At 61.0% G+C, this 24,482-nt stretch carries 20 protein-coding genes; 16 read left to right on the top strand and 4 right to left on the bottom strand.

Going from position 1 to position 24,482, the window contains the following annotated elements; translation table 11 throughout:
* The first annotated feature begins 145 nt into the window (after positions 1–145).
* The 3 genes from creD (at position 146) to msrA (ending at position 3,235) form a co-directional block, all read left to right on the top strand.
* A complete protein-coding gene (gene creD, locus ACO08A_RS07840) occupies positions 146–1,585 on the top strand; it encodes a cell envelope integrity protein CreD (RefSeq protein WP_422040586.1) in 1,440 nt (479 codons plus the stop codon).
* A 513-nt stretch (positions 1,586–2,098) separates the two neighbouring features.
* Positions 2,099–2,476, top strand: a complete 378-nt coding sequence (locus ACO08A_RS07835; protein WP_422040585.1) for a VOC family protein — start codon at positions 2,099–2,101, stop codon at positions 2,474–2,476.
* 114 nt (positions 2,477–2,590) lie between these two features.
* Positions 2,591–3,235 (top strand): peptide-methionine (S)-S-oxide reductase MsrA, encoded by a 645-nt coding sequence (gene msrA, locus ACO08A_RS07830; protein ID WP_422040584.1) that lies wholly within the window; start codon positions 2,591–2,593, stop codon positions 3,233–3,235.
* A 42-nt stretch (positions 3,236–3,277) separates the two neighbouring features.
* Here the strand turns inward: msrA and recQ are convergent, their stop codons facing one another.
* From recQ to ACO08A_RS07815, 3 genes are all read right to left on the bottom strand, one after another.
* Entirely contained in the window at positions 3,278–5,167 is a 1,890-nt protein-coding gene (gene recQ, locus ACO08A_RS07825) for a DNA helicase RecQ (RefSeq protein ID WP_422040583.1), read from the bottom strand.
* A 99-nt stretch (positions 5,168–5,266) separates the two neighbouring features.
* Complete coding sequence (locus tag ACO08A_RS07820; RefSeq protein WP_422040582.1) at positions 5,267–6,160, bottom strand: GNAT family N-acetyltransferase; 894 nt, start codon at positions 6,158–6,160, stop codon at positions 5,267–5,269.
* Positions 6,161–6,267: 107 nt separating this feature from the next.
* Positions 6,268–6,816, bottom strand: a complete 549-nt coding sequence (locus ACO08A_RS07815; RefSeq protein ID WP_422040581.1) for an MAPEG family protein — start codon at positions 6,814–6,816, stop codon at positions 6,268–6,270.
* A gap of 239 nt (positions 6,817–7,055) precedes the next feature.
* Here ACO08A_RS07815 and ACO08A_RS07810 point away from each other — a divergent pair, with 239 nt between their 5' ends.
* The 13 genes from ACO08A_RS07810 to ACO08A_RS07750 all read left to right on the top strand — a co-directional run bounded on the left by ACO08A_RS07810 (position 7,056) and on the right by ACO08A_RS07750 (position 23,690).
* On the top strand, positions 7,056–7,583 hold the full coding sequence (locus ACO08A_RS07810) for a protease inhibitor Inh/omp19 family protein (RefSeq protein WP_422040580.1): 528 nt from the start codon (positions 7,056–7,058) through the stop codon (positions 7,581–7,583).
* A 73-nt stretch (positions 7,584–7,656) separates the two neighbouring features.
* Complete coding sequence (locus ACO08A_RS07805) at positions 7,657–8,442, top strand: DUF7662 domain-containing protein (protein WP_422040579.1); 786 nt, start codon at positions 7,657–7,659, stop codon at positions 8,440–8,442.
* Between the two features lie 910 nt (positions 8,443–9,352).
* Positions 9,353–10,534: a cell division protein ZapE gene (gene zapE / locus ACO08A_RS07800; protein ID WP_422040578.1), complete on the top strand. Its 1,182-nt coding sequence runs from the start codon at positions 9,353–9,355 to the stop codon at positions 10,532–10,534.
* A gap of 173 nt (positions 10,535–10,707) precedes the next feature.
* The gene (gene mdh, locus ACO08A_RS07795; protein WP_421981017.1) at positions 10,708–11,670 is read left to right on the top strand and encodes a malate dehydrogenase; all 963 of its coding nucleotides are present in this window, start codon (positions 10,708–10,710) and stop codon (positions 11,668–11,670) included.
* Between the two features lie 77 nt (positions 11,671–11,747).
* A complete protein-coding gene (gene sucC, locus ACO08A_RS07790) occupies positions 11,748–12,941 on the top strand; it encodes an ADP-forming succinate--CoA ligase subunit beta (protein WP_422040577.1) in 1,194 nt (397 codons plus the stop codon).
* Between the two features lie 2 nt (positions 12,942–12,943).
* Positions 12,944–13,420 carry a hypothetical protein gene (locus tag ACO08A_RS07785; protein ID WP_422040576.1) on the top strand — a complete coding sequence of 159 codons (477 nt, stop codon included), beginning with the start codon at positions 12,944–12,946 and terminating at the stop codon, positions 13,418–13,420.
* Between the two features lie 49 nt (positions 13,421–13,469).
* Entirely contained in the window at positions 13,470–14,375 is a 906-nt protein-coding gene (gene sucD, locus ACO08A_RS07780) for a succinate--CoA ligase subunit alpha (RefSeq protein ID WP_422040575.1), read from the top strand.
* Between the two features lie 199 nt (positions 14,376–14,574).
* On the top strand, positions 14,575–17,562 hold the full coding sequence (locus tag ACO08A_RS07775; RefSeq protein WP_422040574.1) for a 2-oxoglutarate dehydrogenase E1 component: 2,988 nt from the start codon (positions 14,575–14,577) through the stop codon (positions 17,560–17,562).
* Between the two features lie 64 nt (positions 17,563–17,626).
* The gene (gene odhB / locus ACO08A_RS07770) at positions 17,627–19,141 is read left to right on the top strand and encodes a 2-oxoglutarate dehydrogenase complex dihydrolipoyllysine-residue succinyltransferase (protein ID WP_422040573.1); all 1,515 of its coding nucleotides are present in this window, start codon (positions 17,627–17,629) and stop codon (positions 19,139–19,141) included.
* 40 nt (positions 19,142–19,181) lie between these two features.
* Positions 19,182–19,796 carry a LysE family translocator gene (locus ACO08A_RS07765; protein ID WP_422040572.1) on the top strand — a complete coding sequence of 205 codons (615 nt, stop codon included), beginning with the start codon at positions 19,182–19,184 and terminating at the stop codon, positions 19,794–19,796.
* Between the two features lie 48 nt (positions 19,797–19,844).
* Positions 19,845–20,603: an SDR family oxidoreductase gene (locus ACO08A_RS07760; RefSeq protein ID WP_422040571.1), complete on the top strand. Its 759-nt coding sequence runs from the start codon at positions 19,845–19,847 to the stop codon at positions 20,601–20,603.
* A gap of 42 nt (positions 20,604–20,645) precedes the next feature.
* The gene (gene lpdA, locus ACO08A_RS07755; protein WP_422040570.1) at positions 20,646–22,049 is read left to right on the top strand and encodes a dihydrolipoyl dehydrogenase; all 1,404 of its coding nucleotides are present in this window, start codon (positions 20,646–20,648) and stop codon (positions 22,047–22,049) included.
* Between the two features lie 168 nt (positions 22,050–22,217).
* Complete coding sequence (locus ACO08A_RS07750; protein ID WP_422040569.1) at positions 22,218–23,690, top strand: hypothetical protein; 1,473 nt, start codon at positions 22,218–22,220, stop codon at positions 23,688–23,690.
* A 6-nt stretch (positions 23,691–23,696) separates the two neighbouring features.
* Here the strand turns inward: ACO08A_RS07750 and ACO08A_RS07745 are convergent, their stop codons facing one another.
* Positions 23,697–24,476 (bottom strand): methyltransferase domain-containing protein, encoded by a 780-nt coding sequence (locus ACO08A_RS07745; protein ID WP_422040568.1) that lies wholly within the window; start codon positions 24,474–24,476, stop codon positions 23,697–23,699.
* Between the last annotated feature and the right edge of the window lie 6 nt (positions 24,477–24,482).

The following is a 24,482-nucleotide window of genomic DNA, read 5'->3' as shown; positions in this document are numbered from 1 at the left end:
CTTACCGTCTTCCTGCACCGGATCTGCACAAATTCCCTGAAATCCCTGCCCGGTTTCACCATGGGTTCTCCCCGCCGTCAGGCGAGACTGCTCTTCGCATTGGGTGCGCTGTCCCGGTTGCGCCCGCCTGTCAGAGGGACTTTGAATGACCGACAACACAGACCACGGCACCACTTACGGCCCGGTGCCGCCATCGCAGCCTTCAACGACAAGGGTCTTGACCTTCCTGGGCTCGCCGGCCGTCAAGTTCGTCCTGATAGGACTGCTCTCCTTCCTGCTGCTGGTTCCCAGCGTCTTTGTCTGGGTTCTCGTGGAGGAACGCGCGCATCGGGCAAAGGACGTCGCGCGCGAGATTGCCCGCTCCTGGGGCGGAACACAGGAAATCAACGGCCCCTATCTGGTGATCCCCTTTACGGAAACCTACACGACGGGTTCCGGTGAGGATTTCGAGACCATGACCATCCGCAGAACTGCGGTGCTGTTTCCCGAGCGGCTGACGGTGGGCGGTGATATCGCGGTCGAGGAAAGGAAGAAGTCCATCTATACGCTTCCCGTCTACAATGCACGGCTCGACCTTGACGGCACGTTTGCCGCAACTCCTGAAGACATGTTCGAACCGAAGCACGGCGGCACGATCGATGTCGCGGCCGACAAGGCCGTTGTCGTTATCGGCATCCGGGATGTCCGGGCACTCAAGAGCGAGGTCGCGCTCGCCCTGGCCGGAACGGGAGCCGTCCCCTTCGAACCAGGTCTCGGGCCCCTGGCGCGCACGGACCGCGAACCCCGCCGGTCATCCGGCCCATCCGGGATCAATGCATCCGTGTCTCCCCAGGCCTGGCAGAACGGTTTTTCCTTCGACGTGAAGCTGCAACTCAACGGCTCGACGGCGATCTATGTCGCACCTGCCGGCCAGACCACGAAAGTCGCCGTTCAGTCGGATTGGGCCCATCCCGGGTTCACCGGTGCCTTCCTGCCGGAAACGCGGACCATCACCAGCTCGGGTTTCGACGCCGCCTGGACGATTCCCTATCTTGCGCGCGGTATCCCGAAGGTCATGGAAACGAGCCATCTGCCGCTTCAGGACAAGCTCTTGGGTGTGAAGTTCGTCGAGCCGGTGAATTTCTATCAGACAATCTCGAGATCCCTGAAATACGCGATCGGCTTCATTAGTCTGACCTTTCTGGCGGTCTTCGTCCTGGAGATGCGCTCCGGCTGGCGGTTCCACTGGATCCAGTACGCTCTTGTCGGCCTTGCCCTGATCGTCTTCTACGTGATGCTGCTGGCCTTCGCTGAACATGTTGGCTATGCGCCGGCCTACCTGATTGCAGCCGGCGCGGCGACCCTGCTGAACGCGGTCTATGTCGGGACGTCGCTCAAAAGCAGGCTGGCCGGTCTGGTGATGCTGGCGGTGCTCGGCAGTATCTTCGCTGTTCTGTTCGCCCTGATGCAGGAACAGGACTATGCGCTTCTGATCGGCTCCGTCATCGCCTTTGTCGCCCTGTCCATCACGATGTTCGTGACCCAGAGGATTGACTGGTCGGGGCAGAACAGGCCGGATTTGGAGCCTGCTGCAGAAGCGGTTTGATCGGCGTCGAACGGGCCATTCGGCCGCCGGGCGTCGTTAACCTCTCTCATCGGGAGAGGTCGGCGCGGAGGCGCCGGGAGAGGGGACGAACCACGGTAAGATATGCGAACGCCTGATCCCTCACCCTGACCCTCTCCCACCGGGAGAGGGAACTTTCGCTTCGTTGCTTGCATGCCAGCTCTGCGCGCCTGTCCAGGATGGGGCTTTGCCCTTCCCCAAGCTTCCGTCTAATGCCAAGTCGGGATACGGACTTGTTTCCAAGACCGGGACCCAGTACCCCGTGTGGCTGAAGTTGCAGGAAAGGGGCGAAACTAGCGGTTACTGGTTCCCTGCCTTCCGCTGCGCTTCAGCAGGGATGACACGTTTGTATATGCGTGCCCGCCCTATGGGACCCACTTCGCTTGAAGAAGTTGACTTTGCCCGTTTCAGGAACGCGAAACTCACCCGTCCCTTGCTCTTGCATTTCATTTGTTCTATCTTTGTTCTAATTTGGGTAAAGAGTTGGAGGCGCGTATGCACAAGAGCCGATTGGGAGATCTCGTGATTGATTGCGAAGGCGGTGATATCGACGAGCACGCCGCGTTCTGGGCGCAGGCGCTCGGGCGCACGCTCGAAGACGCGCCGAAAAACCCGCGTTACAGGAGGCTGTTCGGCAAGGACGGAGAAATCGGCATTCTGCTACAGGCTGTCGAGCATCCCGCGCGCGTTCATCTGGACATCGAGACCGACAATCCGGAAGCCGAGGTTGCCCGTCTGGAAAAACTCGGGGCGAAGATCGTCAGGCGCTTCGACAGCTGGGTGGTGATGGAAGCAACCAGCGGCCACAGGTTCTGCGTGGTCAACCCGCAACTGCCGGGCTTTGAAGAAAGTGCAACGCTCTGGGAGAGCTGATCCGGGTCACCCGGTCACGGTCATCTCACGGCGTTGTGCGGGGGTGCGAACGGAGTTGAGTTGCCTCGGCAAGAGAATGCGTTACCTCTATCTGCAATCGATGGAGGATCCAACATGAAGCGTTTGTTGCGGCAGACTTTCCTTGCTGTACTTGTCGGCGTCGCCCCCTTTGCCACGGCACAGGCCGAAACGGCCATCTTCGCCGGCGGCTGTTTCTGGTGCGTGGAATCGGACCTTGAAAAGCTGCCGGGTGTCCGGGACGTCAAGTCCGGCTATGCGGGCGGCAAGAGCCAGAACCCCACCTACAAGAACTACGAACGCGGCGGACACCGCGAAGTGGTTCAGGTGGATTTCGATGAAAACCAGATCAGCTATCAGGATTTGGTCCGGATCTTCCTGCGCACGGTCGATGTGACCGATCCGGGCGGTCAGTTCTGCGATCGCGGCTACGGCTATTCGACCGCGATCCATCCGCTGAACGACAAGCAGGCCAAGGCCGCGAAGGCGGAAATCGCCAAGGCGAACAAGGTCCTGGGCGGCCGGGTGGTGACACCTGTCGAAGGCGCAGCAGTCTTCTGGCCTGCTGAGGATTATCACCAGGCCTACTACAAGAGCAATGCGCGCACGCTGACCCGTTTCGGCTATGTGACACGCGCCGAAGCCTACAAGGGCTACCGGAAAGCCTGCGGCCGCGATGCCAGGGTCAAATCCGTATGGGGTGCCGAGGCCTACAAGGGATTGCCCAAGGCCGGTTCCTGACCGGTGACCTGACGTGCAACCCGGACCAGCGCCGGGTTGCCCTCAAACGCCGGCTTCAAACGCTTCGACAAGCTCCAGAAACGTCTCGCCGTATTTTTCCAGCTTGGACTGGCCGACACCGGATACGCTCAGCAGCGCATCGGGCGTGACGGGCCGTGCCGACGCGATGCCGGCCAGCGTGGCATCGGGAAAGACCACGTAAGGCGGGACATTTTGATCCCGCGCAATCTGGGTTCTGAGACGCCGCAGGCGCTGGAACAGCAGCTTGTCTTCCTGGTCCAGTTCGTCGGCGACCGAGGCCGTTCGCGAGGAGCGCGTCTGTTTCAGACCGGCGGCGTTCCGGTCCTTTCGCAGTGAAATCGTCTCGTCGCCGCGCAGAACCGGACGCGCGGCTTCGCTCAGCACGAGCGCTCCGAACTGTGCATGGTCCACATCAATGAAACCCGTGGCGACCAGCTGGCGCGCAATCGACTGCCAGGTTTTCTGGGAATGCTCCTGTCCGATGCCGAAAACCGACAGTTTGTCGTGCGCAAACCGGGTCACCTTCTCGCTGGTCTTGCCAAGCAGCACATCGATCACGTGGCCGGTTCCGAAGCGCTGCCCGGTCCGGTAGATCGCGGACATCAGTTTGCGTGCGGATTCGGTTCCGTCCCAGGTTTCCACCGGTGACAGGCACGTGTCGCAGTTGCCGCAGGGTTGGGGATAGGTTTCCCCGAAATGCGCCAGCAACGCCTGCCGCCGGCAGCCTGAGGTCTCGCAGATGCCGAGAAGCGCGTTGAGCTTGGTGTTTTCCGCACGTTTGATGTCGTCCGGCGCGTCGCCTTCGGCAATCATGCGGCGCCGCTGCACGAGATCGGCCATGCCGTAGGCCATGAAGGCTTCGGAGGGCGCCCCGTCGCGGCCGGCACGGCCCGTTTCCTGGTAGTAGGCTTCGACCGATGACGGGAGGTCGAGATGCGCGACATAGCGCACGTCCGGCTTGTCGATTCCCATGCCGAAGGCAACGGTGGCGACAAGGCAGAGCCCTTCCTCAAGGAGAAAGGCGTCCTGGTTGACGGCGCGCTGATCAGAGGGCAATCCGGCGTGATAGGGCAGGGCCCGGATTCCCTTTGCCGTCAGCCAGTCCGCGATCTCTTCCACCTTCGCGCGCGACAGGCAGTAGACGATGCCGCTTGCACCCTTGTGCTTTCCCAGGAAGTCCAGCAGCTGCTGGCGCTGGTTCGATCTTTCGACGATTTCGTAGCGGATATTCGGTCTGTCGAAACTGGTCGCGAAGACCTGGGCGTCCTCCAGTTTCAGACGCGCGAGAATGTCCTTTTGCGTATGCGGGTCCGCTGTTGCCGTCAGGGCGACCCTCGGCACACCCGGATAGCGTTCGGCGAGACAGGACAGCGACATGTATTCCGGCCGGAAGTCATGGCCCCACTGGCTGACGCAATGCGCCTCGTCAATCGCGAAGAGCGCAATCTCGAGCGTATCCAGAAACCGCCGGAAGCTCTCGTTTCCAAGGCGCTCCGGGGTCACGTAGAGAAGGTCGATGTCACCGCTGCGCAGTGCGTCGCGAAGGCGGTCCTGTTCTTCTGGGAGCAGGGTCGAGTTGAGCGCCGCGGCCCGGACACCGGCGGCCGTCAGTGCGCCGACCTGGTCCTTCATCAGGGCGATCAGGGGCGAGACCACGACACCGACGCCGCGCCGGCACAGGGCCGGTATCTGGAAGCACAGCGACTTGCCGGCGCCCGTTGGAAACAGCACGACGGCGTCTCTGCCGTCGATCAGCGTGTCGATCACCTCTTTTTGCCGGCCGCGAAACGCGTCATAGCCGAAAACGGTCTGCAAAACCGGCAGCGGTTTCGCCTCCGGGCGCACCGATGGCGGGTCATTGAGGTGAAGATGTGGTGCGTCATCCGCGAGGAGGGCGGGCGAGACTGGCATGAGGCGGCTGATTCCCTAAAGTCTCCCGCACCATGTCTTATTCGCCAATGAAGGGCAAACCGGCCTGTGGATGATTTCACATCAAATGCGGATTGGCGGTCAGAATTCCGCGTCCGGATCCGTCGCGAGTGTTTCCGCACAGTGAATGCGCATCTGCTCGGTGAGTTCGGTGAGGTCGCCCTGCAGTTTCTCGGGACGGATCGGCTTGCCGAAATGCACGTTGAAGGCGGCGTCCTTCTTGTTGAGCAACTCGTTGAAGACCGTCATGTCGCGCAGTTCGGTCGACACGCGCGCCAGGAAATAGAATAGGCCGGAGTTTCTCCCGCCCATATGCATCGGAATGATCGGTGCCTTGTTCTTGCGCGCCAGGGCGAGGGCGGAGGTCATCCACGGCCGTTCGGTCAGCTTGCCGTCGTGCCAGTAGGCGAGGCGGCCGGAGGGAAACAGCACCACGACCCGTTCCGTCGCAAAGGCGGATGAGGCGATCTTGATCGTCTCTTTCGACTTGGCCCGGCTCTTGAAATCCGCGCGCCACTCGACCGGAATGATCATTTCAGCCAGGCGCGGGTTGATCCGGATCGCGTCCCTGTTGGCGAAGATCGCGAGGTCCGTGCGCCGGGACTTGATGGCGTCGTAAAGGACTATGCCGTCGGCGATGCCGGTGGGATGGTTGGAAACAAGCACCACCGGGCCGCTTGTCGGCACGCGCTCCAGGCCGAGCGTGGTCACGTTGAGTGTCAGAATTTCGCTCAGATGCGCGAAGACATCGACCGCTTCCATCTGGGCAATCGTATCTGCCATTTCGACGGCGGACCGGTATCTGAGAATCTTGTAGGCAAACGGCTTTATGAACGGCCACCAGGGGCTCGCCATGACAAGTTTGCCGCGTTCGGCGATGAGTGCGTCGACGATGTGCGGGTCCGCAAGCTGACGCTGCAGCGTCTCCTGACGGCGCGCCGGCAAGGTGTCTGTCGTCTGATCTGTCGTGCGCACAATGCACCTCTGCCCGTCGGTAACCTGTACTATTCACTTGCATCGTTAGCGAAATCGGCCGCGTGGTGCAAATGCTCCCTGCAATTAATTTTCGGCCGGCGGGAAGCTCAGCTCCATAGTGAACTCGTGAAAAGCGCCACAATTGTGATGAAAGACGCCGCCCAGGCCAGCGACCTCGGGTTGGACCTGTCGGTCCAGTAGCAGAACACGTAAATCAGCCGCAGGAGGATGAACAGCACCGCCAGTTGGTCGATCCAGTAAGGCGAGGCGCCCTGGCTCATCGCGACGAAAACGGAGACGGCAAAGAACGGAAAGGCTTCGAAGCCGTTTGCCTGCGCGGCCTGCGCCCGCGCCCGGAACCCGTCGCGCCAGTAGTCCGGATCTCGTGGGTTTGAATTGTCGAAATCCCTGTTGAGCTTGGCCGGAAAGGCCGACAGGATGGGCAGGATTGCAGCGGCGAGAATGCACCAGATTGCGATTGGCATGGAGAGTTCCTTGTTGTCCCGGTCACCGATGACATAGGGCACCTGGCCGGCAATGCGCAAAAAGAATGCGCTGGGCCGGTCCCTTGCAGCGCCAGGCCCCCGGAACGGCATGCCCAGGGTGCCGGTGCGGTCCGGTACGTCTTGTGGCGCTGAGCGCCACGTTGCCGCCATTTTGAAACTCTAACACCGCTGACGGAAGGCGGTCTCTGAACAGCGAACACATCCGTGACGCCGGCCCGGTCCGGGACAGGGATGCCGGGTGAGCGGGCTCGGACAGGCGGAAATAAGGCACCCGAGGACGGTGTTTCACACTGAAATTGCGGACAACTGCGCTGTGTTTTGGATTTTCAGTAAATAGTAAGTTAAGAGATGCCACGATGGTGAGGCGGAGATTAAGGGACTGATTCGTCATGAAACGCTCGGGTAAGCTGGTTTTGGTTTTGGGAATGGTGGTTCTGGCCGCCGGGTGCCAGAGGCTCTCTGGGGGCCCCAACTATGCCGCACCGCTGCCCGCGACACCGACGACGCCTGTCGGCTCGGCATCGCTCGATCCGCTGGATCCCAATGCCGCTCCGCCTGTCGGCACGACGACGGACGGAACGGGGGCTGCGACCGATCTTGCAAGCAACCCGGTTGCAGCACCGGGCAACGCCCAGCAGGTGGGACGGACGGACCTTCTGGGTGGCTGGAAACTGGCATCTTCGGGCGACAACTGCCAGGCATTCATGACCCTGACGACCTGGTCAGGCGGCTACCGGGCAAATACCAGAGGTTGTACCACCCCGACACTGTCCGGAATCTCGGCATGGGACCTGAACGGCAATCAGGTCGTTCTGAAGGATGGTTCCGGCGTGATCGTCGCACAGCTTTATTCCAGCGAACCCGGGAAGTTCAACGGTCAGACGTCGACCGGATCGCCGATTTCCCTGTTCCGTTAAACGGCCTCAGTAATTCTGCTAGACACTGCGCGTAATAAGTGTATATTCACATTGCTACCGGAAAGGCTGTGCAATGTCGAAATACGAACCTTTACGCGAACACCTTGCTCGTCTTGAGGATGTCGTCTGGGCAGCAAAGCTCGACGAACTCGAGGACATTCTGGGAACCAACCTTCCGAAAAGTGCACGCGAGCACCGCACCTGGTGGGCGAATTCAGGCGGCAGCCTGGTTCATCAGAACTCCTGGCTGGATGCTGGCTGGCGTGTCGAGCGCACCGACCTGATGCGGGACGTGATCGTCTTCAGGCGCCTGCGGATCGGCGGCACCATTGCCGTCGGTAAATCCCAGACCGCCGACCGCGCCGCCAAGAACCCGAAGCGTGCGGCTGAAAAGCGGCTCGCCAGGGAAATGCCGGCGTTGCGTCAGCCGGCAACAGTAACGTTGCGCTCCGAGTGGACCGCGCTTGGCGACGTGCACCACACGCCCTGTTCCAGCAATTCGATCCCGCAACAGGGCGGCGTGCTGCGCTTTGCCGCGATGGAAGGCGAAAGCATCATCACGGCCATTGTGGCAACGCTCGGTGTTCAACAGGTTTACCGCGGCTTGAGAGCCCAGATGAAAGGGCTGGACGCGGAAGACGAGTCCCGTGTCGGCTCCGAGCTGATCGAGAAAGCGGGTCTCGATGCGGGCGAGCCGGTCGAGTGCGATGTCGTCAAGGCCGGCAACGCCTGGCTTCTGACCGATGGGCGCGGCCGCAAGGCGGACCTCGACGACCGCTCCGAATGCTACCTCGTCGCGCAGCTCCTTTACCTCCAGGAACTGCAAAGCGGCCGCAAGGCGACGCTGCTTCTGCGCTAGGGTTCTGACCCTGGAGCCCTTGTTGCTCAAACGGGTTCTGGTCTCCTCCCGCACAGCGTTCCCCCCTCCCTGTGCGTCCCGCCCGCATCCGGCTTGCCGGCTGCGGGCGATTTTTCGTCATATTTCTCCGTTGTGGTTTCCTGTTTTATTTTCTCATTCCCATGGGCTGCTTTTGTTTTCGGCTTCTACAGGAATGTTCTTCGTTACATCAACGGTGCCGCCCGCACTTTTCGAAAGTAACCTGCGCTGCAATTTGTTCGGAGTTGATTATTGGACGACACAACTTTGGTTGCGTCTTCATTTGGAACCAATGCTGTCCGGATTGGGAAATACATTCGAATTTTCGCCATAGAAAAAGCTACATAATTCCGATCGGTATCAAGTCGGGATACGGTGTTTCCTCCCGGAATTGTCTTCCCGGTTTGCCGCATAAGCGGCAAGACCGGGAACGAGTACCCGCTGTGGCCGGAGACTGAGACAAGCCGGAAAATCGGGTGGTTACTGGGTTCCGGCCTTCCGCTGCGCTTCAGCCGGAATGACAAGTTCATAAACTGGGGATCGCCTCAACCGATCATGACCGGATTAATCCGGGCAGCAGTGATTTTGAAAGCGGAATTCGAGTCGATCGAAAAGCCGATTGTTGACCCAGTAACGGCAAAAGCTCACTGCAGTCTTCCTCAACGACATCTTCGGTTCTGCATCCAACGATCCACCACGGCCCGTGCTCCTCGCGGCGTCATCGAAGCCGACCGACTTTTCACCTGTTTTTCAGATGATGGCCATTCAATCGTTTGAAAGTTGTTGACGTGAAGAAGTGTAACAGATTCAAACCATAACTTGACTTGCATCCAAGGCGCATTGACCTTATTCCGCCGAGCCAACAGTCACGTCCAAGGCCCCATGAGTCCTCATGGAGGGAGCAGCACCTTTGAAGATGGAACTGCCGGTCAATCGCGCGCTCAGCGCCCGCTACGATGCCCTGATCGCATCGGGCGAGATCACCGAGGATCCTGTCCAGCGGGAAGCCGTCAGACATCTCGATCTGCTCAACACCCGCCTTGCCGAGACACGGCTCGCCTCCAAGAAAAGTTCGCTCGGCTGGCTCTTTGCCAAGAAGAAGAACCAGCTCTGGGCCTCCGTGAAGGGCCTCTACATGTGGGGCGGTGTCGGGCGGGGCAAGACGATGCTGATGGACCTCTTCTATGAAGTGACGGTCATCCAGCGCAAGCGCCGGGTTCATTTTCATGAATTCATGAACGACGTGCACGAGCGTATCCATGAGCACCGGCAGGCGCACAAGCGCGGCGAGGTGAAGGGCGATGATCCCATCCCACCGGTCGCAAGGCAGATTGCGGTGGAAACGCGCCTCTTGCTCTTTGACGAGTTTTCGGTGACCGACATTGCCGACGCGATGATCCTGGGACGGCTGTTCACGCAGCTCTTCGAACGCGGCGTAATCGTGGTTGCCACCTCGAACGTCAATCCGTCCAATCTCTACAAGGACGGCCTTAATCGCCAGCTCTTCATACCCTTCATCACCATGCTGAAGTCGCAGGTCGAGGTCCTGCATCTGGATTCACCGACCGACTACAGGCTCGAAAAGCTCGCGGGCGCGCCGGTCTACGTAACCCCGCTCGGGGAAGCAGCGGACGTGGAGATGGATCGTCTCTGGACCAAGCTGACGCACGGCATGGCGGCGCATCCGGAGGAACTGGAAAACAAGGGCCGGACGATCCCGATCCCGAAGGTCGCTTCCGGCGTTGCCCGGTTCTCCTTCGATGATCTGTGCATGCAGCCGCTCGGCGCCAGCGACTACCTGAGGATCGCAAACGCCTTCAGCACCGTCTTTGTCGACAACGTGCCGGTCCTTTCGAAGGCGCGCCGCAACGAGGCCAAGCGCTTCATCAATCTCATCGACACGCTTTACGACAACGGCATCAAGCTGGTGGTGTCGGCCGAAGCCGAACCGCCCGATCTTTACGTCTCCGAAGGCGGCACCGAGGCATTCGAATTCGACCGGACGAGTTCCCGGCTGATCGAAATGCGCTCGGAAGCATACCTTGCGGGTGACAGACGGGACATGCACGTATAAGTCTGCATTCCGTATAGGGGAATTATGCAGACGGGAAGAATTGAAAAATTTTGCCGCCTTAACCGCAATATTCTTTTGGCGAACTTGCGCAGGGACGGCAAAGGGGGTAGTGCCATCTGCAGTCATCAGCGGATGGCACATAGTTCCATCTTACGTAAAGGGAAACTTTCGATATGGCGCGGAACAAAATTGCCTTGATCGGCTCTGGTCAGATCGGTGGCACGCTCGCTCATCTGGCAGGTTTGAAGGAACTGGGAGATATCGTTCTCTTCGACATCGCGGAAGGTGTTCCGCAAGGCAAGGCGCTGGACCTCGCTGAATCTTCCCCGGTAGACGGGTTCGATGCCAAGCTGGCCGGTGCCAACAGCTACGAAGCGATCGCAGGGTCGGACGTGGTCATCGTGACCGCCGGTGTTCCTCGCAAGCCCGGCATGAGCCGCGACGATCTCCTGGAAATCAATCTCAAGGTCATGGAACAGGTCGGCGCGGGCATTGCCAAGCATGCGCCCGATGCCTTCGTCATCTGCATCACCAACCCGCTGGATGCCATGGTCTGGGCGCTTCAGAAATTCTCCGGTCTGCCGAAGAACAAGGTTGTCGGCATGGCCGGCGTGCTCGACAGCGCCCGCTTCCGCTACTTCCTTGCCGACGAATTCAATGTCTCGGTCGAAGACGTCACCGCCTTCGTTCTCGGCGGCCACGGCGACACCATGGTGCCGCTGACGCGCTATTCCACGATTGCCGGCATTCCGCTTCCCGACCTCGTCAAGATGGGTTGGTGCACGGCGGAGCGTCTTGAGGAAATCGTTCAGCGCACGCGCGACGGCGGCGCGGAGATCGTCGGCCTCCTGAAAACCGGTTCCGCTTTCTACGCACCCGCATCCTCCGCGATCGCGATGGCGGAAAGCTACCTGAAGGACAAGAAGCGCGTGCTGCCCTGCGCGGCCGCTCTCGATGGCCAGTATGGCCTCAAGGACACCTATGTCGGTGTCCCGGTCGTGATCGGTTCCGATGGTGTCGAGCGCATCATCGAGATCGACCTTCAGGGCGAGGAAAAGGCCAACTTCGAAAAGTCCGTCGGCGCGGTCGACGGTCTGGTGGAAGCCTGCAAGAAAATCCAGCCGGCGCTCGCTTGAGCGTCGACTGTCTCGGCTAAGCAGCGGCCGTTCCTTCCGCGATTGAGGGAACGGTCCTCCGACAACGGGGGAAACACATGAACATTCATGAATACCAGGCCAAGCAGGTGCTGAAGGGGTTCGGCGCTCCGGTTGCAGACGGCGTGGCCATCTTTTCTGCCGACGAGGCGGAAGCGGCAGCCAAACAGCTTCCCGGTCCGCTCTGGGTCGTCAAGACGCAGATCCACGCCGGCGGACGCGGCAAGGGCAAGTTCAAGGAACTTCCCGAGGACGCCAAGGGCGGTGTCCGTCTCGCCTTCTCGCTGGATGAAGTCACGGCGCATGCCAGGGAGATGCTCGGCAACACGCTGGTCACCAAGCAGACCGGCGCGGCAGGCAAGGTCGTCAACCGTCTCTATATCGAGGACGGTGCCGACATCGAGCGTGAGCTTTACCTCTCCATCCTGGTGGACCGGACCGTCGGACGTCCTGCCTTTGTCGTTTCGACCGAAGGCGGCATGGACATCGAGGCGGTTGCCGAGGAAACCCCCGAAAAGATCATCACCCTGCCGATCGACCCGGACACGGGCGTCACCGAAGCCGATGCCGCAAAGCTCTGCGATGCGCTGGCGCTGGATGGTGCGGCATGCGAAGACGGCATGACGCTGTTCCCGATCCTGCACAAGGCCTTCGTCGAAAAAGACATGAGCCTTCTGGAAGTGAACCCGCTGATCGTCATGAAGGACGGTCACCTGCGCGTCCTCGACGCCAAGGTTTCCTTCGACGGCAACGCCATGTTCCGCCACCCGGACATCATGGAGCTGCGCGACGTCACCGAAGAGGACGAGAAAGAGATCGAGGCCTCCAAATACGATCTCGCCTATGTCGCGCTCGACGGTGATATCGGTTGCATGGTCAACGGCGCCGGTCTTGCCATGGCAACCATGGACATCATCAAGCTCTACGGCGCCGAGCCGGCCAACTTCCTCGATGTCGGCGGCGGCGCCTCCAAGGAAAAGGTGGCGGCTGCTTTCAAGATCATCACCTCGGATCCGAACGTGAAGGGCATCCTGGTCAACATCTTCGGCGGTATCATGCGCTGCGACGTGATCGCGGAAGGTGTGGTTGCGGCCGTCAAGGAAGTCGGCCTGCAGGTTCCGCTCGTTGTCCGCCTGGAAGGCACCAACGTGGAACTCGGCAAGAAAATCATCAACGAAAGCGGTCTCAACGTGATCGCTGCCGATGATCTCGACGACGCTGCCCAGAAAATCGTGAAGGCGGTTAAGGGCTGACCGTGAGACCGATGCCGCGACCAAATACGCTTCTCGGTGCGTTGCTCCTGATGTGCGCGATGTGCGCGGGAGCGGCCGCTGATCCAATTGCCGAGATTCGTAACGGGCTGGGAGTCGATGTCTTTGATGGGATTTGCATAGACTCGCTTCCCGACTTTAAGGATGTGAAGCGAAAGGTCAAAGACAAGCGCGCCGAAAATCGCGATGGTTTTTGGTTTCTCGACTACGATATCATGGTTGTCGCTGTGAAGGTTTCTGATGACTCGCAAGCGTGTACATCGGTCCTGAAAGATGGTGATGAGGATATCGTTGAAGAGTTACTGAAAGAAATCTTGGCGACGCGGTACCGTGGATACGAAAATACTGTTGTGAACGGCGAAAATGTTCTGCAATTCACTTCCAAATTCGGTCCTGCGGTTGCTTCGATCACACCAGTGAAGCGCGGTATTGCATTGACGGTTCAATCGTTCCCGAACTAGTTCCAAAGTTCATTCACCGGCTTGGTGAGCAGTCAAGGAGAAAGCCAAGATGGCAATTCTCGTAAATAAAGACACGAAAATCATCGTTCAGGGCCTGACCGGCAAGACCGGCACGTTCCATACCGAACAGGCACTTGAATATTACGGCACCAAGATGGTTGCCGGTGTCCACCCGAAAAAGGGCGGCGAGACCTGGGGCTCCGTGGAAAGCGCGGCGCAGCTGCCGATCTTTGCCTCCGTCGGCGAAGCCAGGGAAGCGACCGGCGCGGATGCCTCCGTGATCTACGTCCCGCCGGCAGGCGCGGGCGCCGCGATCATCGAGGCGATCGACGCCGAGATCCCGTTCATCGTCTGCATCACCGAGGGCATCCCGGTTGCCGACATGGTCAAGGTCAAGGCGAAGCTGGACAAGTCCAACTCCCGCCTGCTCGGCCCGAACTGCCCCGGCATCCTGACGCCGGAAGAATGCAAGATCGGCATCATGCCGGGCTCCATTTTCAAGAAGGGCTCCGTCGGCGTCGTGTCGCGCTCCGGCACGCTCACCTATGAAGCCGTCTTCCAGACCACCAACGCCGGCCTCGGCCAGACGACGGCGGTCGGCATCGGCGGTGACCCGGTCAAGGGAACCGAGTTCATCGACGTCCTGGAAATGTTCCTGTCCGATGACGATACGGAATCCATCATCATGATCGGCGAGATCGGCGGCTCCGCGGAAGAAGAAGCCGCGCAGTTCCTGATCGACGAGGCGAAGAAGGGCCGCAAGAAGCCGACAGCCGGCTTCATCGCGGGCCGCACCGCGCCTCCGGGCCGCACCATGGGCCACGCGGGTGCCGTGATTTCCGGCGGCAAGGGCGGCGCGGAAGACAAGATAGCGGCAATGGAAGCGGCGGGTATCAAGGTTTCGCCGTCACCGGCCAAGCTCGGCGAGACGCTTCTCGAAGTCTTGAAGGGCTAAAAACGCAGGAAATTGTGCTGACAGCAACGGAAACTGTTTACCTTTCCGTCTGCATGATGAAAGGATGGGTTGCGGCGCCAAGTGTGCCGCGATCAATTTTCGAGGGGCCGGTGTTTCATCGGTCTTTGTAGGGAACCGGCCGCGGGTCTTTTTCGGCCCGCCATAACAAAAAGGGCGGAGCAGCCCTCCGCTAAAGGACATGGCACGGCAGGAAGCGAACAACGTATTCGCACTGACGTCGTTGCTTTACGGCGCCAACGCAGCCTATATCGAAGACCTCTACGCCCAGTACAAGACGGATCCGAATTCGGTCGATGCCGAATGGCGGGACTTCTTTGCGGCCTTCCAGGACGAGAAGGAAGCCGTGCTGAAGGAAGCGCGCGGGGCTCCCTGGAAGCGCAAGGACTGGCCGATCGAAGCCAATGGCGACCTCGTCAACGCCTTTGACGGCAACTGGGGTCCGATCGAGCAGAAGCTTGGCGAGAAGATCAAGAAGAAGGCGGAAGCAACGGGCGCGCCGGTGTCCGATGCGGAAGTGCATCAGTCAACCCGCGACTCCGTGCGGGCGCTGATGATGATCCGCGCTTACCGGATGCGCGGTCACCTGCATGCCGATCTCGATCCGCTCGGTCTTGCCGGCAAGGGCGATCACGAGGAACTGCATCCCTCGTCCTACGGCTTCACGGAAGCCGACTGGGATCGCAAGATCTTCATCGACCATGTTCTCGGCCTGGAATACGCCACCATCCGCGAGATGATGGACATCCTGAAGCGCACCTACTGCTCGACGCTCGGTGTCGAGTTCATGCATATCTCCGATCCGGCCGCGAAGGCCTGGATCCAGGAACGCATCGAGGGGCCGGACAAACAGGTCGCGTTCACCTCCGAAGGCAAGAAGGCGATCCTCAACAAGCTTGTCGAGGCGGAAGGCTTCGAAAAGTTTCTCGACGTGAAATACACCGGCACCAAGCGCTTCGGCCTTGATGGCGGCGAGGCGCTGATCCCGGCGCTGGAGCAGATCATCAAGCGCGGCGGCCAGATGGGCCTCAAGGACATCGTTCTCGGCATGGCCCACCGCGGCCGCCTGAACGTGCTCTCCCAGGTGATGAACAAACCGCACCGCGCGATCTTCCACGAATTCAAGGGCGGCTCCTACGCGCCCGACGAAGTCGAAGGTTCGGGCGACGTGAAATATCACCTCGGCGCGTCCTCCGACCGGACCTTCGACGGCAACAACGTGCACCTGTCGCTGACCGCCAACCCGTCGCACCTGGAAATCGTCAATCCGGTCGTGCTCGGCAAGGCGCGGGCGAAACAGGATCAGCTTGCCGCCGACAAGAACGGCAACTTCATTGAAACGACGGAAGTGGAACGCAACACTGTTCTCCCGCTTCTGCTCCACGGTGATGCGGCCTTTGCCGGCCAGGGCGTCGTTGCCGAGTGTTTCGGTCTGTCCGCCCTGCGCGGCCACCGCACCGGCGGCTCGGTGCACGTCATCATCAACAACCAGATCGGCTTCACGACGAACCCGCGTTTCTCGCGGTCCTCGCCGTATCCGTCCGACATGGCCAAGGTGATCGAAGCACCGATCCTCCATGTCAATGCGGATGATCCGGAAGCGGTCGTCTTCGCTGCCAAGATTGCGATCGAATACCGCCAGACGTTCCAGCGTCCGGTGGTCATCGACATGATCTGCTATCGCCGTTTCGGCCACAACGAGGGCGACGAACCGGCGTTCACGCAGCCGATCATGTACCGCAAGATCCGCAAGCACGCGACCACGCTGCAGCGCTATTCGGAACGCCTCATCAAGGAAGGCGTGCTCAGCCAGGAAGATGTCGACCGGATGAAGGCCGACTGGCGCAAGCATCTGGACGGCGAGTTCGATGCCGGCCAGGCGTTCAAACCGAACAAGGCCGACTGGCTTGACGGCAAGTGGGCCGGCATGCGCCGCGCCGACGACGAGGAAGATCCGCGCCGAGGCGAAACCGGTATCCCGATGGGTGAGCTGAAGGAAATCGGCCGGGCGCTGACCCATGTGCCGGAAGGCTTCAACATTCACCGCACCATCGCGCGTTTCATGAACCACCGTGAGCGCATGATCGAAACCGGTGAGGGGATCGACTGGGCAACGGCCGAAGCGCTCGCCTTCGGATCGCTCCTGGCTGAAGGCCACCCCGTGCGCCTGTCCGGTCAGGACTGTGAACGCGGCACGTTCTCGCAGCGCCACTCGGTGCTTTACGACCAGGAGAACGAAAGCCGCTACATTCCGCTCAACCACGTGTCCCCCGACCAGCAGCGCTATGAGGTCATCAACTCGATGCTCTCCGAAGAGGCCGTGCTCGGGTTCGAATACGGCTACTCGCTGGCGGAACCGCGCGCGCTCACCATGTGGGAAGCCCAGTTCGGCGACTTCGCCAACGGGGCGCAGGTGCTGTTCGACCAGTTCATCTCGTCGGGTGAACGCAAGTGGCTGCGCATGTCCGGTCTCGTCTGCCTGCTGCCGCACGGCTATGAAGGCCAGGGACCGGAACACTCCTCCGCGCGGCTCGAGCGTTTTCTTCAGCTTTGCGCCGAGGACAACATGCAGGTTGCGAACTGTTCGACGCCGTCGAACTACTTCCACATCCTGCGCCGCCAGCTGCGCCGCGATATCCGCAAACCGCTGGTCCTGATGACGCCGAAGTCGCTTCTGCGCCACAAGAAGGCGGTCTCCCGGATCGACGAACTCGGCCCCGACACGACGTTCCACCGCGTGCTTTGGGATGACTGGGGCGCGAACCTAAGTTCCGAAGGCAAGCTGGTCTCCGACGACAAGATCCGCAGGGTCGTGATGTGCTCGGGCAAGGTCTATTTCGACCTGTTCGAGGAACGCGAGAAACGCGGCATCGACGATGTCTACCTGATGCGCGTCGAACAGCTCTATCCCTTCCCAAAGAAGGCGCTGATGCTCGAACTGGCCCGCTTCCCGCACGCGGAGATGGTCTGGTGCCAGGAAGAGCCGAAGAACATGGGCAGCTGGTTCTTCGTCGAGCCCTATATCGAGTGGGTGCTGGAACAGATCGATGCCAAGTATCGCCGGCCGCGCTACGCCGGCCGTTCGGCAATGGCATCCACTGCGACCGGCCTGATGTCGGTCCATCTCGCGCAAATGCAGGCATTCCTCGAAGAGGCGCTTGGAAACTGATCTTGAGAGGGCGGCATCGCCCTCTTTCAACAAATTGGCCGGGTAATTTTAAGAGAAGGCGACCATGGCAACCGAAATTCGCGTGCCCACTCTGGGTGAATCCGTTTCCGAAGCAACTATCGCACAATGGTTCAAGAAGCCGGGTGACGCCGTCAATCAGGACGAACCGCTCGTCGAACTCGAAACCGACAAGGTGACGGTCGAGGTGCCCGCCCCGGCTGCAGGCACGCTGGAGAGCATCGTCGTAAAGGAAGGCGACACGGTTGAAGTCGGCGCTCTGCTTGGCCAGATCGCCGAAGGCGCCGCCGCCGCTGCAGCCCCGGCTGCCGCAGCGCCTGCTCCGGCCGCCGAAGAAGCCGCGCCGTCAGCCGGTGCGGCCCTGGTCGACGTGGTCACACCGAGCGCCGGTGAATCGGTGACCGAAGCCGAGGTCGGCGAGTGGAGCGTCAAGGTCGGCGATGTCGTCAAGGCGGATGACACGCTTGTCGAATTGGAAACGGATAAGGCGGCTCAGGAAGTGCCTGCACCTGTCGGCGGAACGGTCGTGAAGATTGCCGCCGAAACCGGTGCCACCGTGGAACCGGGTGTTCTGCTCTGCCAGATCGATCCGTCGGGCGCAGCCGTTGCCGCTGCTCCTGCAGCTGCAGCTCCGGCACCCGCACCCGCGGCGGCCTCCGGCACGTCGATGCCGCCGGCACCGTCCGCGCAGAAGATGATGGCGGAAAACAACCTCTCCGCGGATCAGGTCGCAGGCTCCGGCAAGCGCGGCCAGGTTCTGAAGGAAGACGTGATCGGGGCGATTGCCTCTGGCGCGACGGCGGCGACCTCTGCCCCGGCAGCAGCGCCTGTCGCCCGTGGTCCTGTCGTGGCGCAGGACGAGGCGCGCGAAGAGCGCGTGCGCATGACCAAGCTGCGCCAGACCATCGCGCGCCGCCTGAAGGACGCCCAGAACACGGCCGCCATGCTCACCACCTACAACGAGGTGGACATGGGCCCGGTCATGGAACTGCGTAAGCAGTACAAAGACCTCTTTGAAAAGAAACACGGCGTCAAGCTCGGCTTCATGGGCTTCTTCACCAAGGCGGTCACCCATGCGCTGAAGGAAATTCCGGCGGTCAACGCCGAGATCGACGGCACCGACATCATCTACAAGAACTTCTGCCACATCGGCGTGGCCGTGGGCACGGACAAGGGTCTCGTGGTTCCGGTCGTGCGCGATGCTGACCAGATGTCGATTGCCGAAGTCGAGAAGGAGATCGGCAACCTCGGCCGCAAGGCGCGCGACGGCAAGCTCGGCATGGCCGACATGACCGGCGGCACCTTCACCATCTCCAACGGCGGTGTCTACGGCTCGCTGATGTCCTCGCCGATCCTGAACGCGCCCCAGTCGGGCATTCTCGGCATGCACAAGATCCAGGAGCGGCCCATGGCCGTGAACGGGCAGGTCGTGATCCGTCCGATGATGTATCTGGCGCTTTCTTATGACCACCGCATCGTCGACGGCAAGGAAGCCGTGACCTTCCTCGTCCGGGTCAAGGAAAGCCTGGAAGATCCGCAGCGTCTGGTCCTGGATCTCTGATCCGGGTCCTGATCGTTCCGAGGGCTATGGAGGCGGCCTCATGAGCCTGGAGTTTCTGATAACCGCGCTGATCGTCGTCCTGGTTCCCGGGACCGGGGTGGTCTACACGGTGGCGGTCGGCCTCGGCAAGGGGCGGCGCGCCGCCCTTGCGGCCACGATCGGCTGCACGCTCGGGATCGTTCCGGCGATCCTGGCATCCGTGGTCGGGCTGGCGGCGCTCATGCACACCAGCGCGATCGTCTTCCAGGCGGTCAAATATGCCGGTGTCGCGTATCTGCTTTATCTCGCATGGCAGACCTTGAAGGACAGCGGCCCGGTGGAACTGAAGGCCGACAGGGCCGTGCGCAAGAGCTTCCTGGCAACGGCGCGCACCGGCTTCCTGATCAACATTCTCAATCCGAAACTGACCGTGTTCTTCCTCGCGTTCCTGCCGCAATTCGTCAGCGCGTCCTCGGCGCATCCGACGCTCGAGATGCTTGGACTCGGCGGGGTCTTCATGGCGATGACCTTCGTCGTTTTTCTCGTCTACGGTCTGTTTGCCTCCATGGTCGGCGAAAAGGTGCTCAGGAGCGACCGGGTCATGGTCTGGATGAGGCGCACCATCGCGGCGGCCTTTGCCGGTTTCGGGCTTCGGCTGGCGATTGCGGAGCAGTAACAACAAACAGGGCGGACCGGGTCCGCTCAAACAGGTTCTGGAGTATTGATGTCTGACACTGTTGTCATCGTAACAGGCGGAAGCCGCGGCATCGGCGCGAGCGTCTGCCGCAAACTGGGACGTCTCGGGCATACGATCGTTGTCAACTACACGGCCAATCAGGCGGCCGCCGACAAGGTTGTCGCCGAGATCGAGGCCGAGGGTGGCAAGGCTGTTGCCGTGAAGGGCGATGTCGGCAGTGAAAGCGATATCCTGACCCTGTTTCAGGAGGCCGACAAGCTTGGCCGCCTTGCCGGGCTGGTCAACAATGCCGGCGTCGTCGACATGTCCCAGCGCGTCGACGAAATGAGCGTCGAGCGTCTGAACCGGATCTTCACCATCAACGTCGTCGGCTCCTTCCTGTGCGCGCGGGAAGCCGTGAAGCGCATGTCGACCAAACATGGCGGCACAGGCGGCGGCATCGTCAATCTGGCGTCGGCCGGGTCCAAGCTCGGATCGCCGGCGCAATATGTCGACTATGCGGCCTCCAAGGGCGCGATCGACACGATGACGGTCGGTCTCGCACTCGAGGTTGCTGACGAAGGCATCCGGGTCAATGCCGTCCGCCCGGGCATCATCGACACGGAACTGCATGCCTCCGGCGGGCTTCCCGACCGCGTGGCGCAGCTTGAATCCAAACTGCCGATGAAGCGTGCGGGCAGCGCGGACGAAGTCGCGGACGCAATCGTCTGGCTCATGTCCGACCAGTCCAGCTACACGACCGGCGCCATTCTGGACGTGTCCGGGGGCCGGTCAATCCTACCGTAATCCGTCAATGGACTTGAAACTGAAAAGGCAAAGGCGACCAAAATGTCCCAATATGATCTTGTCGTCATCGGAACCGGCCCGGGGGGGTACGTTTGCGCGATCAAGGCGGCGCAGCTCGGTCTGAAAACCGCGGTTGTCGAAAAACGGGCGACGCTTGGCGGGACCTGCCTCAATATCGGCTGCATTCCCTCCAAGGCGCTCCTTTATGCGTCGGAAATGTTCGAGGAAGCCGGCCACGGATTTGAGAAACTGGGCATTAAAGTCTCCAAGCCGAAGGTCGACCTGCCGGAGATGATGAAGCACAAGACCGACGTGGTGGATGCCAACGTCAACGGCGTCGCCTTCCTGATGAAGAAGAACAAGATCGACGTGCACACCGGCACGGGCAAGGTTCTGGGAACGGGCAAGGTGGAGGTCACCGCGGATGACGGCAGCGTCTCCGTGGTCGAGACCAAGAACATCGTCATTGCGACCGGGTCCGATGTCATGCCGCTGCCCGGCGTGGAGATTGACGAAAAGCAGATCGTATCTTCGACCGGCGCGCTTGAGCTGGACAAGATCCCCGGCAAGATGGTTGTCGTCGGCGGCGGTGTCATCGGCCTTGAACTCGGGTCTGTCTGGAACCGCCTCGGCTCCGAAGTGACCGTTGTCGAATTCATGGACAAGATCCTTGGCCCGATGGACGGCGATGTCTCCAAGAACTTCCAGCGCATGCTGAAGAAACAGGGCATGACCTTCAAGCTGTCGTCCAAGGTCACGGGCGTGGCCAAGAAAAGCAAGGGACTGGCCGTCACGATCGAACCCGCAAAGGGCGGAGACGCGCAGGAGATCGAGGCCGACATCGTTCTGGTTGCGATCGGCCGCCGTCCCTATACGGAGGGCCTTGGCCTTGATGCGGCCGGTGTCGCCCTGGATGAACGCGGCCGTGTTCAGATCGATGCGCATTACAAGACCAATGTCGACGGCATCTACGCGATCGGCGACGTCGTTGCCGGCCCCATGCTGGCGCACAAGGCCGAGGATGAAGGCGTTGCGATCGCCGAAATCCTGTCGGGTCAGGCCGGTCATGTGAACTACGACGTCATCCCCGGCGTGGTCTATACGCAGCCCGAGGTCGCCTCTGTCGGCAAGACCGAAGAGGAACTGAAAGCCGACGGGATCGACTACAAGGCGGGCAAGTTCAATTTCTCCGCCAATGGCCGTGCGCGCGCCATGAACCACACCGACGGATTCGTGAAGGTCCTGGCCGATGCCAAGACCGACCGGGTCCTCGGCGTTCACATCATCGGCTTCGGGGCCGGCGAAATGATCCACGAAGCGGCGGTTCTGATGGAATTCGGCGGATCTTCGGAAGATCTCGGCCGCACCTGTCACGCGCATCCGACCATGTCGGAAGCCGTCAAGGAAGCAGCGATGGGTGCGTTCGCCAAACCGATCCATTCTTAAAGTTGCGGTTCGCATATCATCGGAGCGCTGCGGGAAACCTTGCCTGCGGCGCTCTTTGCATGTTAGCGGCATCGCGTGAGACCGGTCGTACCGTTCAAACAGGGATCGGCTTCGAACGCTGAACACGGGAGATCATTTGTGCAGGGCGCGGAAACCAGCCGATTTACGATGCTGCAGTCAGGGCTCTGGCTGTTGCTGGCAGCCGCGGCCGCGCTCGTGTTCTTCTGGCCTGAACGAACGATCGCGCATGTCGATGATCTGTTCTTCATACCCTGGGCGGCCGAGGTCGCGGCGACCGGGAACCACGTCAATCCGCTCCTGTCTGTGCAATTTCCCGGTCTGGAAAACTACCATCTCTACACGCGCTTCCACCTGATCCTGTCAGGCATCTACCTGGACCTGTTCGGCGTCAGCCGCCTGAGCGTCGTCGGCTATGAGTATCTGTGTTACCTGCTGACAGCGCTTGCCTTTTCCGCCCTGTGCCTGGCTATCCGGTTGCCGAAGGCAGCGCTGATGGCACCGCTCCTGTTCGCGCCGATGTATGTCGTGACCGGGTTCCGGCTCGAGATCACCGCCTGTGTCTTCTGGGCTTTGGGGTTCTTTCTGCTGTTCTGGCCTGCAAGGGAGCGGAATGGGGGAGACGCTGCCGCGCAAGTTTCGGCGATCCGGACCTTCGGCAAACTCGCACTCGCCTTTGCGCCGCTCGCCTCGCCGGCGGTGTTCGCCTGGAGCCTTGGTGCGATCATCGTCCATGACCTCTGGCGGGTCGCCTTTCGCGATCTGAAAATCGTGACGCTGGCGATTGAAAATGCCGTGGCGCTTTTGGTGGCGCTGCTGATCTTTTCGCTCAGCATCGACTTTCAGTTTCGCGAGTTCATCGATCAGATCGTCTTTCACGCGCAAAGGTCCACCGGACACGGGATCAACGACGAAGCACTTGGCCGGGCGGCGATCTTCGCGGTCACCGGGCTTGTGCTGACGCGGTTCTCGCGGCCTGCGGCGCTCGTCTGTCTGATGCTGGCCCTCGGGCAGGGGCTTGCAGCTTTCCTGCATGACAAGGTTCTGGTCCGGAACCTGGCTGCGACCATGGTGTTTCTTGTCGCGATTGATGCCGTCACGCAGAAGCGCTTCCGGAGAGTGGCATATGTTTTTTACACGCTGGTGTTCCTGGTCGTCTCTGCCAACTTCCTGATCTTCTACGTCCTGTCGGATCGCGCACCGGGCCGGGAGGCCGCTGCCCGTGACTATCTGGAGGATGTCGCTGCGCAAAAACAGGTCTTCATCGACGAGACCATGGCGCACCATTATCTCGATCATCAGACACGTGACGCGATTTCCTGGACGTGGGGACGGAAGTTTCCGCTTGCCCGTGCCGAGAAACTCGAGGAACTGCGCGACGGTGAGGTCTGGTACCTGAGCCCCTACACGCTGTTCGCCTATCTCAAGGGCCATACGGCCATTGCACGGGCGCTGTCGAATGACGTCACCTACAGGCGCACGCCTCAGCTGCCGTGCGTGATGGGCCGTCATTCCTGCCGCCTGCCGGCAGATGGCTGGACAATGCTGCGCCTGGAGCGCGACGGGGACAATGTGCGGGTGACGGACTACGCCGATGACCGCCAATTCGTCGTCCCGGATTGATCCGGCTTACCCGGGCAGCGTTGCCGTAATCACGAAATGGGTGATGGAGAAAAAGAACCGGCCGGCGCCCGCAAGCCGGACCTGTTCTTCCGCCCAGGCGTCTGCCTCCTCATTCGAAAAAGGGCCCTTGGCGACGGCATAGGGTTTCATCAGATGGATCATCATGTTCGCCAGGCCGTCGGGATGGAGACTGGTGCTGGTGAACGGGACGGCCCTCACGCCGTCCACCCGGTAGCCCGCTTCGCGCAGGATCGGCGGCAGAATGGCGGGAACGCAACGTTCGACGAGGTGTCCGTCCCACGTGTCCAGCATCGTCTTCATCCGGTTCGGCGCATCGCTGAACCAGGTGATTGTGTCCCAGTGCATGTCCCCGACGACGAGCCGTCCTCCGGGTTTGAGGATGCGCTTGATCTCGGCGACGGCGCCTGGAAGATCGTCCAGATATTCAAACACCTGAAGGGAGACCGCCTTGTCGGCGGACGCCGTGTCAAGCGGCAGGTCCGTGACGGTCCCGCTGAGGATTTCGACATTCGCGTGGCCGGCGCAACGGTTGACTGCCGCGCCGCGCATGTCGTCGCTCGGGTCGATCCCGATGACCTTGCCCCTGTCGCCGAGGGTTCGGGACAATTCAAGCGTCAGCAATCCATTGCCGCAGCCGATGTCGGCGATGACGTCGCCGGGCGACGGGTTGAGCGCGTCGAAGGAGGCGCGTCTTCGCCGGGAAAAGTCGGCGCCGAGATAAGCTTCCTCCAACAGTCTGGTGGTACGCTCGTCGAACTGCAGCATTGCAAC

This window comes from Roseibium sp. (genome assembly GCF_965232425.1).
In the GTDB taxonomy this organism is placed as follows: domain Bacteria; phylum Pseudomonadota; class Alphaproteobacteria; order Rhizobiales; family Stappiaceae; genus Roseibium.
The sequence above is the reverse complement of the archived record's forward strand: the minus strand, read 5'-3'. Positions and strand labels throughout refer to the sequence as shown.

Coding starts and splice junctions, on each gene's coding strand:
- ACO08A_RS07760 (WP_422040571.1), top strand. CDS start 19,845: ATGTCTGACACTGTTGTCATCGTAACAGGCGGAAGCCGCGGCATCGGC.
- ACO08A_RS07750 (WP_422040569.1), top strand. CDS start 22,218: ATGCTGCAGTCAGGGCTCTGGCTGTTGCTGGCAGCCGCGGCCGCGCTC.
- odhB (WP_422040573.1), top strand. CDS start 17,627: ATGGCAACCGAAATTCGCGTGCCCACTCTGGGTGAATCCGTTTCCGAA.
- ACO08A_RS07745 (WP_422040568.1), bottom strand. CDS start 24,476: ATGCTGCAGTTCGACGAGCGTACCACCAGACTGTTGGAGGAAGCTTAT.
- recQ (WP_422040583.1), bottom strand. CDS start 5,167: ATGCCAGTCTCGCCCGCCCTCCTCGCGGATGACGCACCACATCTTCAC.
- sucD (WP_422040575.1), top strand. CDS start 13,470: ATGGCAATTCTCGTAAATAAAGACACGAAAATCATCGTTCAGGGCCTG.
- ACO08A_RS07805 (WP_422040579.1), top strand. CDS start 7,657: ATGTCGAAATACGAACCTTTACGCGAACACCTTGCTCGTCTTGAGGAT.
- msrA (WP_422040584.1), top strand. CDS start 2,591: ATGAAGCGTTTGTTGCGGCAGACTTTCCTTGCTGTACTTGTCGGCGTC.
- ACO08A_RS07810 (WP_422040580.1), top strand. CDS start 7,056: ATGAAACGCTCGGGTAAGCTGGTTTTGGTTTTGGGAATGGTGGTTCTG.
- ACO08A_RS07765 (WP_422040572.1), top strand. CDS start 19,182: ATGAGCCTGGAGTTTCTGATAACCGCGCTGATCGTCGTCCTGGTTCCC.
- creD (WP_422040586.1), top strand. CDS start 146: ATGACCGACAACACAGACCACGGCACCACTTACGGCCCGGTGCCGCCA.
- ACO08A_RS07775 (WP_422040574.1), top strand. CDS start 14,575: ATGGCACGGCAGGAAGCGAACAACGTATTCGCACTGACGTCGTTGCTT.
- lpdA (WP_422040570.1), top strand. CDS start 20,646: ATGTCCCAATATGATCTTGTCGTCATCGGAACCGGCCCGGGGGGGTAC.
- mdh (WP_421981017.1), top strand. CDS start 10,708: ATGGCGCGGAACAAAATTGCCTTGATCGGCTCTGGTCAGATCGGTGGC.
- zapE (WP_422040578.1), top strand. CDS start 9,353: ATGGAGGGAGCAGCACCTTTGAAGATGGAACTGCCGGTCAATCGCGCG.
- sucC (WP_422040577.1), top strand. CDS start 11,748: ATGAACATTCATGAATACCAGGCCAAGCAGGTGCTGAAGGGGTTCGGC.
- ACO08A_RS07815 (WP_422040581.1), bottom strand. CDS start 6,816: ATGGCGGCAACGTGGCGCTCAGCGCCACAAGACGTACCGGACCGCACC.
- ACO08A_RS07835 (WP_422040585.1), top strand. CDS start 2,099: ATGCACAAGAGCCGATTGGGAGATCTCGTGATTGATTGCGAAGGCGGT.